Annotated in this window: 11 protein-coding genes; 8 read left to right on the forward strand and 3 right to left on the reverse strand. The window is 66.0% G+C overall.

The annotated features are described in order from the left end of the window. Window positions 1-32 precede the first annotated feature (32 nt). Window positions 33-488: a universal stress protein gene (locus ACTHQV_RS02510; RefSeq protein ID WP_440488203.1), complete on the reverse strand. Its 456-nt coding sequence runs from the start codon at window positions 486-488 to the stop codon at window positions 33-35. A gap of 127 nt (window positions 489-615) precedes the next feature. Here ACTHQV_RS02510 and ACTHQV_RS02515 point away from each other — a divergent pair, with 127 nt between their 5' ends. The 7 genes from ACTHQV_RS02515 to ACTHQV_RS02545 all read left to right on the forward strand — a co-directional run bounded on the left by ACTHQV_RS02515 (window position 616) and on the right by ACTHQV_RS02545 (window position 6,617). Continuing rightward, the gene (locus tag ACTHQV_RS02515) at window positions 616-1,974 is read left to right on the forward strand and encodes a pyruvate dehydrogenase complex dihydrolipoamide acetyltransferase (RefSeq protein WP_440488204.1); all 1,359 of its coding nucleotides are present in this window, start codon (window positions 616-618) and stop codon (window positions 1,972-1,974) included. Beyond that, window positions 1,975-2,196, forward strand: a complete 222-nt coding sequence (locus ACTHQV_RS02520) for a hypothetical protein (protein ID WP_440488205.1) — start codon at window positions 1,975-1,977, stop codon at window positions 2,194-2,196. After that, complete coding sequence (locus ACTHQV_RS02525; protein ID WP_440488206.1) at window positions 2,183-2,572, forward strand: acyl-CoA thioesterase; 390 nt, start codon at window positions 2,183-2,185, stop codon at window positions 2,570-2,572. Before ACTHQV_RS02520 ends, ACTHQV_RS02525 begins: the two co-directional genes overlap by 14 nt. Window positions 2,573-2,673: 101 nt before the next feature. After that, window positions 2,674-3,060, forward strand: coding sequence for an endonuclease domain-containing protein (locus ACTHQV_RS02530; RefSeq protein ID WP_440488207.1), 387 nt, complete (start codon window positions 2,674-2,676; stop codon window positions 3,058-3,060). Continuing rightward, window positions 3,061-4,473, forward strand: coding sequence for a dihydrolipoyl dehydrogenase (gene lpdA, locus ACTHQV_RS02535; RefSeq protein ID WP_440488208.1), 1,413 nt, complete (start codon window positions 3,061-3,063; stop codon window positions 4,471-4,473). Between the two features lie 65 nt (window positions 4,474-4,538). After that, the gene (locus ACTHQV_RS02540; RefSeq protein WP_440488209.1) at window positions 4,539-5,972 is read left to right on the forward strand and encodes a porin; all 1,434 of its coding nucleotides are present in this window, start codon (window positions 4,539-4,541) and stop codon (window positions 5,970-5,972) included. 249 nt (window positions 5,973-6,221) lie between these two features. Further along, the gene (locus ACTHQV_RS02545; protein WP_440488210.1) at window positions 6,222-6,617 is read left to right on the forward strand and encodes a VOC family protein; all 396 of its coding nucleotides are present in this window, start codon (window positions 6,222-6,224) and stop codon (window positions 6,615-6,617) included. Window positions 6,618-6,746: 129 nt separating this feature from the next. Here the strand turns inward: ACTHQV_RS02545 and mfd are convergent, their stop codons facing one another. Continuing rightward, window positions 6,747-10,205, reverse strand: coding sequence for a transcription-repair coupling factor (mfd, locus tag ACTHQV_RS02550; protein ID WP_440488211.1), 3,459 nt, complete (start codon window positions 10,203-10,205; stop codon window positions 6,747-6,749). A gap of 116 nt (window positions 10,206-10,321) precedes the next feature. Next, a complete protein-coding gene (locus ACTHQV_RS02555) occupies window positions 10,322-10,588 on the reverse strand; it encodes a succinate dehydrogenase assembly factor 2 (RefSeq protein ID WP_440488212.1) in 267 nt (88 codons plus the stop codon). 70 nt (window positions 10,589-10,658) lie between these two features. On the opposite strand from ACTHQV_RS02555, the gene recG reads away from it, so the two are divergent. Further along, entirely contained in the window at window positions 10,659-12,719 is a 2,061-nt protein-coding gene (gene recG / locus ACTHQV_RS02560; RefSeq protein ID WP_440488213.1) for an ATP-dependent DNA helicase RecG, read from the forward strand. Window positions 12,720-12,887: the final 168 nt, after the last annotated feature.

Genomic DNA, 12,887 nt, shown 5'->3' on the forward strand with positions numbered 1-12,887 from the left:
GGATCGAAGCTGAACGGCCGCTGTCCGCCGAATCAGCTGAGCCGGTCGATTCCTTCGCGGTTCAGGCTGCCGGGAATAATCATCAGCGGCACGGGCAGGGCGCCGGCATCGGTTCCGGCGAAATGGGTGACCAGCGGTCCGGGCGATCCGGTGGCGGCGGCGCCCAGCACCAGCGCGGCGATATCAGGGTTGGCGGCGATCATCTCGCGCACGATTCGCGGGCCGTCGCCGGTGCGTACGGTCAGGTGCGGTTGCAGCCCCGATTCGGCGATCAACGTGCCTGCCGCCGCCTGCACCAAAGCCTCGGCCCGTTCGGTCGCTTCCTCCTCGATCGTCGCCTGCACCCCGCCCCATGGCGCGAACTCCTGCGGCTCGACCAGCGCCAGCACCTCGACGCCGCCATTGGTCTTGACCGCGCGGCGTGCGGCGAAGCGGAGCGCGACCGCGCTTTCGGGGCTTTCGTCGACGACGACCAAATATGTGCGCATGATGACCTCGGCTTGGGCGACCGTTCATGCGCCGGTTCGGGAGGGTCGTGCAAGCTGTACCGGGGCTTGACCCGGACGCGCCCGACAGCGAAGAGGCGCGACGAGCCTGAGAGGACCCTTCTGCCCCATGCCGATCGAGATCAAGATGCCCGCCCTGTCCCCCACCATGGAAGAGGGGACGCTGGCCAAATGGCTGGTGAAGGAAGGCGACACCGTCAAATCCGGCGACATCATGGCGGAGATCGAAACCGACAAGGCGACGATGGAATTCGAAGCCGTCGATGAAGGCACGATCGGCAAGGTGCTGGTCGCCGAGGGTACCGACAATGTGAAGGTCGGCGCGGTGATCGCGATCCTGCTCGAAGAGGACGAGGACGCATCGGCGATCGACGCGGCGCCGAAAAAGGCGGAAACGCCCGAGCCGGCCGACGACCAGTTCAAGGGCAAGCCCGATCCGACCGACCCGAACAAGACCGGCAGCGAAGCCGCGCCGGCCCCGGCCGGTACCTCGGACCATGGCCGTCCGGCTGGGGCCGGTGCTGCGCAGGGTGATGGTGGCCGCGTGAAGGCCAGCCCGCTCGCGCGCCGTATCGCCGCCGACAAGGGCCTCGAACTGTCGGGCATCGCCGGCAGCGGTCCAAACGGCCGCATCGTCAAGGCGGACGTCGAGAATGCCAAGCCCGGTGCCGCCAGCGCACCGAAGGCGGAAGCGGCTGCACCGGCCCCCAGCGCAGCACCCGCGCCGGCTCCGGCAGCGGAAGCGCCCAAGCCGGCCGCGGTCTGGTTCGACGATTCGATCCCGCATACCGTCGAAAAGCTGTCGAACATCCGCAAAACGATCGCGCGTCGCCTGACCGAATCGAAGCAGCAGGTGCCGCACATCTATCTGACGGTCGATATCCGCCTAGATGCGCTGCTGAAGCTGCGCGGCGACCTGAACAAGTCGCTTGACGCGCGCGGCGTGAAGCTGTCGGTCAACGACCTGCTCATCAAGGCGCTGGGCGTCGCGCTGGAAAGCAGCCCGAAGTGCAACGTCACCTTCCTCGGCAACGAGATGGTGCAGTATTCGCGCGCCGATGTGTCGGTGGCGGTGTCGACGCCGACCGGCCTCATCACCCCGATCATCCGCGACGCCGCCAACAAGGGCGTGGCGAAGATCAGCACCGAGATGAAGGACCTGGCCGGTCGTGCCAAGGAGAACAAGCTGAAGCCCGAGGAATATCAGGGTGGTACGGCATCGCTCAGCAACATGGGCATGTTCGGCATCAAGCAGTTCGAAGCGGTCATCAACCCGCCGCAGGGCATGATCCTGGCGGTCGGTGCCGGTGAAAAGCGTCCGTACATCGTCGACGATGCGCTGGGCGTGGCGACCGTGATGACCGCGACCGGCAGCTTCGACCACCGCGCGATCGACGGTGCGGACGGTGCGGAGATGCTGAAGCTGTTCAAGGCGCTGGTGGAGTCGCCGCTCGGCCTGATCGCGTAAATGCGCGCGCGGCTGCTGACTGAGATCGTGCATGTCGCCGCCGGGGTGGCGGCGGCATGGGCGATCGGGTCGCTGTCGGCATGGTCCTATCCGCTGGGGCGGCGCGATATCTGGACGGTGACATGGGTGTCGATGGCGATCGTCATCGGGCTGGGCATCCGGCAGGTGCAGCGCGCCATGGCCGAGGAACGGGCCAAGGGGGGTGTCGATGGTCGAGAATAATGCCGTGCCGCCGGTCGGACAGCCCGCGCTGCGCGTGACGGCGATGCCCGCCGACACCAATCCCTATGGCGACATCTTCGGCGGCTGGATCATGTCGCAGATGGACATGGCGGCGGGGCTGGTAGCGGCGCGCCATTCCAAGGGGCGCGCGGTGACCATCGCCGTCGACGCAATGCAATTCTATGCGCCGGTCGCGGTCGGTGACGAGGTGTCGGTCTATACCGATATGGTCAAGGTCGGGCGTACGTCGATGACGATCGAGGTCGAGGCATGGCGCCGCGACCGCTTCGGCGAAGCGGTCGACCGGGTGACGCAGGCGCGGTTCGTGTTCGTCGCGATCGACGAGAATCGCAAGCCGCGGGCGATTGCGGGGTGAGTGATCCTGGACCGTTTCCCTCTCCCCTGGCGGGGGAGGGAGGGGCCCGCCGCGAAGCGGTGGGAGGGAGAGGGGGCGTTGCCCTGATCCGAGCCCGTGCCATGCGCCGTCGTCCGACCGATGCCGAACGCGCGCTTTGGCGGATGCTGCGCGACCGTCGGATGGCGGCGTTCAAATTTTGGCGGCAGCAGCCGATCGGTCGTTATATCGTCGATTTCGTCTGCTTCGAGCAGCGGTTGGTCGTGGAAGCCGACGGATCGCAACATGTCGATTGCGGCTATGACCGCGACCACGACCACTGGCTGGCAGGACAAGGTTCCCGTGTCCTCCGCTTTTTCAATTCCGATATTCTCGACAATCCGGAGGGCGTCTGCACCGCGATCCGCGTCGCGCTGTACGGCATTGGAAACGGCATCGAGCCGTCCCCAATGCCACCCCTCTCCCCAACCCTCCCCCACAAGGGGGGAGGGAGCCCTAGGAGCATTTGAATGGCTGATACCTACGATCTCATCGTGCTCGGTTCGGGCCCCGGCGGCTATGTCGCGGCGATCCGCGCGAGCCAGCTGGGCCTGAAGGTCGCGATCGTCGAGCGCGAGCGGTTGGGCGGTATCTGCCTCAACTGGGGCTGTATCCCGACCAAGGCGCTGCTGCGGTCGGCCGAGATCTACCATTACATGATGCACGCCGCGCAGTACGGGCTAGCGGTCGAGAAGCCTTCGTTCGACCTCGCTAAGGTCGTCGATCGCAGCCGCAAGGTTGCCGGGCAGCTGAACGCCGGCGTCAAGGGCCTGATGAAGAAGAATAAGGTCGCCGTCCATGAGGGCGTCGGCACCATCACTGCCAAGGGCAAGCTGTCGGTCAGCCAAGGCGACAAGACCACCGAGCTGGAAGCCAGGCACATCATCATCGCGACGGGTGCGCGCGCCCGCGACCTGCCGTTCGCCAAGGCCGATGGTTCGAAGATCTGGACGTACCGTCATGCGATGGTGCCGCCCGAAATGCCGACCAAGCTGCTGGTCATCGGATCGGGCGCGATCGGCGTCGAGTTCGCCAGCTTCTACAACGACATGGGCGCACAGGTGACGATCGTCGAGATGCTCGACCGGATCATGCCGGTCGAGGACGCCGAAGTCAGCGAGTTCATGCACAAGGCGCTGACCAAGCAGGGCATGACGATCAAGACCAAGTCGGGTCTGGAAAAGTTGGAAGCCGGCCCGGCGGGCGTGAAGGCCGCGATCAAGGGGCCGGACGGCAGGGTCGAGCAGGCCGAGTTCAGCCATGCGATCGTCGCGATCGGCATCGTGCCCAATACCGAGAATATCGGGCTGGAAGCGCTGAAGATCGAGACCGAGCGCGGCCACATCAAGACCGACGGCTATGGCAAGACCAATGTCGATGGCATCTGGGCGATCGGCGACGTGACCGGCGCGCCGTGGCTGGCGCACAAGGCGAGCCATGAGGGCGTGATCGCCGCCGAGGCGATCGCCAAGGCGCTGGGCAACAAGGACGTGCATCCGCACGCGATGGACAAGAACAACATCCCGGGCTGCACCTATGCCCGGCCGCAGGTCGCCAGCGTCGGCTTTACCGAGGCGAAGGCCAAGGAAGTCGGGTACGAGGTCAAGGTGGGCAAGTTCCCGTTCATTGGCAACGGCAAGGCGATCGCGCTGGGCGAGGCCGAAGGGTTCGTGAAGACGGTGTTCGACGCCAAGACCGGCGAGCTGCTGGGCGCGCACATGGTTGGGGCGGAAGTGACCGAGATGATCCAGGGCTATGTCGTCGCCCGCCAGCTGGAGACGACCGAGCAGGAACTGACCGAGACGGTGTTCGCGCACCCGACCATTTCCGAATCGATGCACGAATCGGTGCTCGCTGCCTATGGTCGCGCGCTGCACATCTGATCGTCACAATAGCGTCACAAAGACGGCTTGACCCGCGCCATCGGCGAGCGCCATGGCGCGGGTCCATGAAGTATTTCCTGCCAGCGGCGGTCGCCGCGTCGTCCGTGGTCGTTATCCCTGCGTCGGCGCAGACCGTGCGGGAGTTGCAACGGCAGATTGACGAGCTGAAGGCGGTCATCGCCGAGATGAAGGCGGCGCAGTCGGCGGCTGCCAAACCGCCGGCGGTCGCCGAAGCATCAGCGGCCCCGGTTGCTGCCGCAACCGCTCGGCCGCCAATGGTCGCCGAAGCACCGGTACCGGCCATTCCGCCCGGCGCTGCAATTGCACCGGCTCAGACTCAGGTCGCCGCTGCACCGACCCAGTCCAAGCGGTGGTACGACCGCATCCGCATTCGCGGCTATACCCAGTTGCGGCTGAACGAGATCATCGCCGGTGACCGGACCGCCCCCGCCGGGCTCGCGCGGCTGCGGTCGGTGCATGACAGCGGCATCGGCGACAATACTGGCTTCACCTTTCGCCGGATCCGGCTGATCCTGCAGGGCGATCTGGGCGACCGGGTGTCCTTCTATCTCCAGCCCGACTTTGCCACCGCGGTGTCGAGCCAGTCGGTGGGCGAGCGGCGCGAAGGGTTCCTGCAACTGCGCGACGCCTATTTCGATGCGTTCCTCGATCGGGACAAGCGGTTCCGGCTGCGCTTCGGCCAGTCGAAGGTGCCGTTCGGATGGGAGAATATGCAGTCGTCATCGAACCGGCTGACGCTCGACCGCAGCGATGCGATCAACAGTGGCGTGCCGAGCGAGCGCGATATCGGGGTCGTCGCCTATTATACGCCTGCCGTGGTGGACGATATCTGGGAGCGGCTGACCGAGGACGGGCAGAAGCTGTTCGGCAATTACGGCGCGTTCGGGGTCGGACTGTATAACGGGCAGGGGACCAATCGCGAGGAAGCGAACGACGCGGTGATGGCGGTGGCGCTGGCGACGTGGCCGTTCGCGATCGGGGGCCGGCAGGTGCTGGAGGTCGGGGCCAGCGGCTATACCAACCGCGTTCAGCCCGAAATCCGCACCGGTGGGGTCAGCCCGGTCGTGTTCGCTGACGATCGGGTAGGGCTGCACGCGATCCTGTATCCGCAGCCGTTCGGCTTGCAGGCCGAATGGACGTGGGGACGCGGGCCGGAATATGACCCGGTGCTGCGCGGCATCACGACCAAGGCGCTGCATGGCGGCTATGTACAGGGAACGGCGCGGGTGCGGCAGTCGCCGGTGGGACCGTTCATGCCCTATGTCCGCTGGCAGACCTATCGCGGCGGATGGAAGGCGGCGGTCAATGCACCCCGTCTGGAGACCGACGAGATCGAGCTCGGCATCGAGTTCCAGCCGGTGCCGGCACTCGAATGGACGATCGCCTATGCGCGGATGGAGCGGGCCGAAGCCGATGAGCGGCGGGCAGGACGCGCCGAGGGCGATGTGTTCCGGACGCAGTTGCAGTTGAATTATTAGGGCTTTTTCGGCGGCGGTCGGCCAAAGTTCACTAAGTTCACACTCGCGGCGGTTTTGCGCGTGACAGGGGGGCGGTGTCAAAGAGCGTGGTCGGACGCAGGTTGCGGACAATGGCAGGGTAGGCCGTTGTAGGAAAGCTCTGTATGATGCCCGGTGCACGTGCAACTTGCCGCAGAAAGTTCCAATAAGCGAGTGAATGGCTCGAATGGCGATTGCACGAAATCGAAGTTTGGTCGTAGGATTTCGAACATGAAATCCTATCCTAAACTGCGCGTTGCGCGGCAGAGTGACGATTTGGAAGCATTGCTCACATTCTACCGAGATGGCCTCGGCCTTGATGTGCTTTATCAGTTCGAGGACCATAATGGGTTCGACGGGCTTATGCTCGGAAGTCCGGCCGCCCCCTATCATTTTGAATTTACTCGCGCCCGTAACCACGTCGCCGGCCGTGCGCCGACGCAAGATAATCTCTTGATCTTCTACTTGCCCGCGGTTGAGGATTGGCAGGAAGCGGTGACTCGAATGGAGGATGCAGGTTTCAAGGCAGTTCCGGCATTCAACACATATTGGGATGAACGCGGACGAACGTTCGAAGACCCTGATGGATATCGCATTGTGTTCCAGAACGCTGGCTGGAATCTTTGAACTGCTGACGGGATGAAGCGATGGTTCAAAATCGCTTGCGGCAGCCGTACCGGTAGCCCAGCAGCGAAACGACGTTCCCGAGATCGCCCAACGAAGTTGACCAGCTTCTACGGTGGTCGGGAGACGCCTTCACCCCGCCGCCTTCGCCAGTCCCCGCGAAATTTGCAGTGCCGCGTTCAGGCGGGCTTGCGGGTCGCCGAAGCTGCGGCTGATGACCAGTTTCATGTCGGGGCGCAGCTTCGCGGTGCCGGCCAGCTTGTCGACATAGGCTAGCAGCCCTTCGACGCTGGGGAACTTGTCTTCGTGGAAGCTGACGATTGCGCCTTTTGCGCCGACGTCGATCTTGGCGACGCACGCTTTCTTGGCGTTCAGTTTCGCCTCGATCAGTTGCAGCAGGTTGGCAGTGGCGACCGGCAGCTTGCCGAAGCGGTCGATCAATTCGGTGGCGAAGGCGTCGATGCCGGCGCGGTCCTCGACATCGTTGAGGCGGCGGTACAGGCCCATGCGGAGGTCGAGGTCGGGAACGTAATCCTCCGGGATCAGGATCGGCGCGTCGACGGTGATGGCGGGGGAGAAGTCCTTGGGTTTGTCGTCGCGCAGGCCGCCGGCCTTGGCGTCGAGGATCGCTTCCTCGAGCATCGACTGGTAGAGCTCGAAGCCTACTTCCTTGATATGGCCCGATTGTTCGTCGCCGAGCAGGTTGCCGGCACCGCGCTGGTCGAGGTCGTGGCTGGCGAGCTGGAACCCGGCGCCCAAGGATTCGAGGTCGGACAGGACCTTCAGCCGCTTTTCGGCCGCCTCGCTGACCAGCCGTTCGGGGGGCGTGGTCATGTACGCATAGGCGCGGGTCTTCGACCGGCCGACGCGGCCGCGGAGCTGGTAGAGTTGGGCTAAGCCGAACTTGTCGGCGCGGTTGATGATGAGGGTGTTGGCGGAGGGAATGTCGAGGCCGCTCTCGACGATGGTGGTCGAGACGAGCAGGTCGTAGCGCTTGTCGTAGAAGGCCGACATGCGTTCCTCGACCTCGCTTGGTGCCATCTGCCCGTGGGCGACGACGTAGCGGATTTCGGGAACCTCCTCGGTCAGGAATTTTTCGATGTCGGGCAGGTCGGCGATGCGCGGGGTGACGAAATAAGCCTGCCCGCCGCGATAATGTTCACGCAGCAACGCCTCGCGCAGCACGACCGGGTCCCACGGCATGATGTAGGTGCGGACCGCGAGGCGATCGACCGGCGGGGTCTGGATCACCGACAATTCGCGCAGGCCCGACATCGCCATTTGCAGGGTGCGGGGAATCGGGGTGGCGGTGAGCGTCAGGACGTGGACGTCGGCCTTCATCGCCTTCAGCCGTTCCTTGTGCGTCACACCGAAGCGCTGTTCCTCGTCGACGATGACGAGGCCGAGGCGTTTGAAATCGACCTGTTTCGACAGGACGGCGTGGGTGCCGACGACCACGTCGATGGTGCCGTCGGCCAGGCCGTCGCGGACCTTCTTCGCTTCGGTCGCGGTGACGAGGCGGGAGAGGCGGCCGACCTCGATCGGGAAGCCTTCGAAGCGGGCCTTGAAGTTGTTGTAATGCTGGCGGGCGAGCAGGGTCGTCGGGCAGACGATCGCAACCTGCATCCCCGCCATGGCGGCGACGAAGGCGGCGCGCAGCGCGACCTCGGTCTTGCCGAAGCCGACATCACCGACGACCAGCCGGTCCATCGGCCGGCCGGCACCGAGATCGTCGAGCACGTCGGCGATCGCGCGTTCCTGATCGTCGGTTTCCTGATACGGAAAGCGATCGACAAAGGCGGGGTAGCCGCCGCTATCGGGTTCGGCGACGTCGGCGGGGCGCATCGCGCGCTTGGCGGCGGTGGCGATCAGGTCGCCCGCGATCTCGCGGATGCGATCCTTCATCCGCGCCTTGCGACGTTGCCATGCTTCACCGCCCAGGCGGTCGAGCGAGGCACCTTCCTCGCCCGCGCCATAGCGGCTGAGGACTTCGAGGTTTTCGACCGGGACGTAGAGCTTGTCGCCGCCGGCATATTCGAGCTGGACGCAGTCGTGCGGGGCCTTTGCCACCGGCACCTGGGTCAGCCCGACATAGCGGCCGATGCCATGATCGGCATGGACGACGAGGTCGCCGGGGGAGAGAGTGGCCAGTTCCTGCAGGAAAGCGTCGGTATTCTTGCGGCGCTTGGCACGGCGGACGAGGCGGTCGCCGAGCATGTCCTGTTCGGTGAGGACCGCGACGTCGGCGCTGGTGAAGCCGTGGTCGAGCGGCAGGACGACGAACGACACGGTCGATTTGGCACCGCCCAGTGCCTGTTGCCAGGTTTCGACGGTCGAGACGCCGGTCAGGTCGTGGTCGGCGAGCAGGCCCATCAGCCGTTCGCGCGCGCCCTCCGAATAGCTGGCAAGGATCGGCTTGCGGCCTTGTTTGCGCAAACCCGCGATATGATCGACGACGGCTTCGTAGATATTCGCTTGCTGGGTGCGTTCGGGGGTGAAGTCGCGCGGGCCGTCGACCTCGAAATCGACCGAGGTTGCGCTGTCGGGCGCGTGGAAGGGCGTGACCTGATGGGCGGCGGTGTCCGACAGGCGATCGGCCCATTCGTCCGCCGACAGATAGAGCGCGTTCGGCAGCAGCGGGCGGTAGCTGCCCGGATCGTTGGTCTGCGCGCGGACGCGGTTGGTGTGATAGTCGGCGATCGATTCGAAGCGCTGTTCGGCGGCGGCGGGGACGCCCGCGTCGCGGACGATGACCGCTTCGGGCGAGAGGTGGTCGAACAGGGTTTCGAGGCGTTCTTCGAAAAAGGGCAGCCAATGTTCCATTCCCGACAGGCGGCGGCCGTCGCTGATCGCCTGATAGATCGGGTCGCCGGTCGCGGTCGCCCCGAATTTCTCGCGGTAGCGGGTGCGGAACCGCTTGATCGAGTCTTCGCCGAGGAGGGCTTCGGAGGCGGGGAGCAGGGTGAAGCCGTCGACCCGGCCGGTGGTGCGCTGATCCTCCGGCGAAAAGGTGCGGACGGTTTCGATCTCGTCGCCGAAAAAGTCGAGGCGCAGGCCCGCTTCGGAACCCGATGGCCACAGGTCGACAAGGCCGCCGCGCACCGCGAACTCTCCTGCGTCATGGACGGTGTCGACGCGGTTGTAACCGTTCGCTTGCAGAAGCGCGGACAGGCGGGGGAGCGAGATGCGCTCGCCGGGTGCGAGCCGAGCGACCAGCTGGCGGATGCGGAACGGGGTCAGCGTCCGCTGGGTCGCGGCGTTGACGGTGGTGACGATCAGGCGTGGGCCTTTCGCCTTCGACTGGAGCGTGTGGAGCGCGGACAGGCGCTCGGCCATCGAGCGCAGCGTCGGGCTGGCGCGGTCATAGGGCAGGCAGTCCCAGGCGGGGAACTGGAGGACGGAAAGGTCGGGGGCGAAGAAAGGAGCGGTGGTGGCGATGGCGCGCATCGCCGCCTCGTCGGGGGCGATGTAGACGAGGTCGCTTTTCGCGCCGCGGGTGAGGTCGGCGAGGAGGACGGGGAGGAAGCCTGCCGGTACGCCCGCGAGGGTGAGCGAGCGGGGGGCGGACAGGATTTTGGAGAGGTCGGGCATTTTCTACCTAATAGCCCTCTCCCCCAATGGGGGAGGGGGTTGGGAGAGGGGGAGTGCGGGACGGATGTTGTGGCATTCCCCTCTCCCCGGCCCTCTCCCCTGAAGGGGAGAAGGAGTTATTTTGCGACCGGCACGAAATCCATTTTCCGCATCGCGTGCAGCACCGGGTGGTCGAACTGCGCCGGCGCGGGCTGGACGCCCATCGCCCATGCCATGATGTCGACGTCCTGTTCCTCGAGAAACGTCTCGAACCAGTCCATGTCGGCGTTGCTCCACGTCGCCGAATGCGCGTCGAAATAGCCGCCGATCATCAGGTCGGCTTCGCGGGTGCCGCGATGCCAGCTGCGGAATTTCAGGCGCTTGAGGCGGGTTTCGCGGTCCATGGGACTCCAATGGCGATAGACCGACGGACGCTGGCAGCGGCCGCCGGTTCGGATATAGGACCAGATAGTCATGCGTCCCGATCTGCTCAACCCGCTGTTTGCCGAAGTGACCGCGCTGAAAGGCGTCGGGCCGGCGCTGGCCAAGCCGCTGGAGCGGTTGAAACTGGGGCGGGTGGTCGATGTCGCGTTCCACCTGCCGACTGGGTGGGTCGACCGGCTGCGGCGCGACGAATTGATGGCGCAGGATGCGGGGCGGGTCATCGCGATCCCGCTGACCGCGACCGATTACCGTGTGAGTGCCGGGCGCGGGCCGACGCGGGTGCGCGCGGCGGACAAATACGGCAATATCGTCAACCTGACCTATTTCGGCGGATCGTCGGGCTGGGTGAAGAAGCTGTTTCCGCTGGGCGAGACGCGATTGGTGTCGGGCAAGCTGGAGACGTACGGGCAGGAATTGCAGATGGTCCATCCCGACCATGTGCTGCCCGAAGCCGAGGCCGACAGCCTGCCCGAGCGGGAGGCGATCTATCCGCTGTCCGAGGGGCTGACCTCACGCCGGGTCGGGCAGTTGGCGGCGCAGGCGATCGAGCGCGCGCCCGACCTGCCCGAATGGATCGAGCCGAGTTTGCTGGCCAAGCATCAATGGCCGGCGTGGAAGGAGGCGCTGGCGCGCATCCATGCCGATCCGGCCGATGCGAAGGCGCGGGCGCGGCTGGCCTATGACGAGGTGTTCGCCAACCAGTTGGCGCTGCTATTGGTGCGGGGCGAGGCGCGGGCGCGCAAGGGGCGGGCGCTGACCGGCGACGGGCGGCTGCGGGCGAAGCTTGACCTGCCGTACAAGCCGACCGGGGCGCAGTCGCGGACGATCGGCGAGATCGAGGGTGACATGGCGCAAACCCAGCCAATGCTGCGGCTGCTGCAAGGCGATGTCGGTTCGGGCAAGACGCTGGTGGCGCTGATGGCGCTGCTGATCGCGGTCGAGGGTGGGGCGCAGGGGGCGTTGCTCGCCCCGACCGAAATCCTCGCGCGACAGCATTATGCGACGTTGCAGCGACAGCTGGCCGGGACCGGCGTCACCGTCGCGGCGCTGACCGGGCGCGACAAGGGGCGGGTGCGTGAGGGCGTGCTGATGGGGCTGGCCGACGGGTCGATCGATATCCTGGTCGGGACGCACGCGATCTTTCAGGACGCGGTCGGTTACCGCGACCTTGGGCTGGTGGTGGTCGACGAACAGCATCGCTTCGGCGTCGCGCAGCGGATGATGTTGCAGGCGAAGGCGGTGCGGCCGCCGCATCTGCTGGTGATGACCGCGACGCCGATCCCGCGCACACTGACGCTGGCGCAATATGGCGAGATGGACGTCAGCCGGCTGGACGAGATGCCGCCGGGGCGTGAGCCGATCGAGACGGTGGTGATGTCGGAGGACAAGCTGGACGCGGTGGTCGACGGCCTCGCGCGGCATCTGTCGGTGGGGAAACAGGCGTACTGGGTGTGCCCGCTGGTCGAGGAGAGCGAGAAGTCCGACCTTGCCGCCGCCGAGGCGCGGGCGGAGGCGCTCCGGCAGCGGTTAGGGGACAAGGTCGCGCTGGTCCATGGGCGGATGAAGCCGCTGGAAAAGGACGCGGTGATGGCCGAGTTCTCGGTCGCGCGCGCGGGCGTGCTGGTGGCGACGACGGTGATCGAGGTGGGCGTCGACGTACCCAATGCGACGCTGATCGTGATCGAGGCGGCGGACCGCTTCGGCCTCGCGCAGTTGCACCAGTTGCGGGGGCGTGTCGGGCGTGGCGGCGGCAAGTCGGTGTGTTTGCTGCTGCGCGGGAACAGCCTGTCGGAGACGTCGCGGGCGCGGTTGGCGCTGATGCGGGAGAGCAATGACGGGTTCCGGATCGCCGAGGAGGATTTGCGACTGCGTGGTGGCGGCGAGCTGCTGGGCACGCGGCAGTCGGGCGAGGCGATGTTCCGGCTGGCGACGCCGGAGATGCTGGGCGAGTTGCTGCCGGTCGCCAATGCCGATGCGCGGTTGCTGGTGGACCGCGACGGCGGGCTGACGGGGCCAAGGGGGCAGGCGGCACGGGTGGCACTGTATCTGTTCGAGCGGGATGCGGGGGTGGGAAGGTTGCGGTCGGGGTAATCTCCTGCCCCCCATCGTCACTCCCGCGAAGGCGGGAGTCTATTAACGCTGCCGTCGCAGACTTGCGAAACGTCGGCGTGTATGGATTCCCGCCTTCGGGAATGACGAACTTGGGTTGGGCGACGTTCTCCGCATCGGCCTGTCCTGCTGGCACAGGCCGGAATGACG

Source organism: Sphingomonas sp. SAFR-052, assembly GCF_051965015.1.
GTDB lineage: Bacteria > Pseudomonadota > Alphaproteobacteria > Sphingomonadales > Sphingomonadaceae > Sphingomonas.

Coding starts and splice junctions, on each gene's coding strand:
- ACTHQV_RS02510 (WP_440488203.1), bottom strand. CDS start 488: ATGCGCACATATTTGGTCGTCGTCGACGAAAGCCCCGAAAGCGCGGTC.
- ACTHQV_RS02545 (WP_440488210.1), top strand. CDS start 6,222: ATGAAATCCTATCCTAAACTGCGCGTTGCGCGGCAGAGTGACGATTTG.
- ACTHQV_RS02540 (WP_440488209.1), top strand. CDS start 4,539: ATGAAGTATTTCCTGCCAGCGGCGGTCGCCGCGTCGTCCGTGGTCGTT.
- ACTHQV_RS02515 (WP_440488204.1), top strand. CDS start 616: ATGCCGATCGAGATCAAGATGCCCGCCCTGTCCCCCACCATGGAAGAG.
- recG (WP_440488213.1), top strand. CDS start 10,659: ATGCGTCCCGATCTGCTCAACCCGCTGTTTGCCGAAGTGACCGCGCTG.
- lpdA (WP_440488208.1), top strand. CDS start 3,061: ATGGCTGATACCTACGATCTCATCGTGCTCGGTTCGGGCCCCGGCGGC.
- ACTHQV_RS02520 (WP_440488205.1), top strand. CDS start 1,975: ATGCGCGCGCGGCTGCTGACTGAGATCGTGCATGTCGCCGCCGGGGTG.
- mfd (WP_440488211.1), bottom strand. CDS start 10,205: ATGCCCGACCTCTCCAAAATCCTGTCCGCCCCCCGCTCGCTCACCCTC.
- ACTHQV_RS02530 (WP_440488207.1), top strand. CDS start 2,674: ATGCGCCGTCGTCCGACCGATGCCGAACGCGCGCTTTGGCGGATGCTG.
- ACTHQV_RS02525 (WP_440488206.1), top strand. CDS start 2,183: ATGGTCGAGAATAATGCCGTGCCGCCGGTCGGACAGCCCGCGCTGCGC.
- ACTHQV_RS02555 (WP_440488212.1), bottom strand. CDS start 10,588: ATGGACCGCGAAACCCGCCTCAAGCGCCTGAAATTCCGCAGCTGGCAT.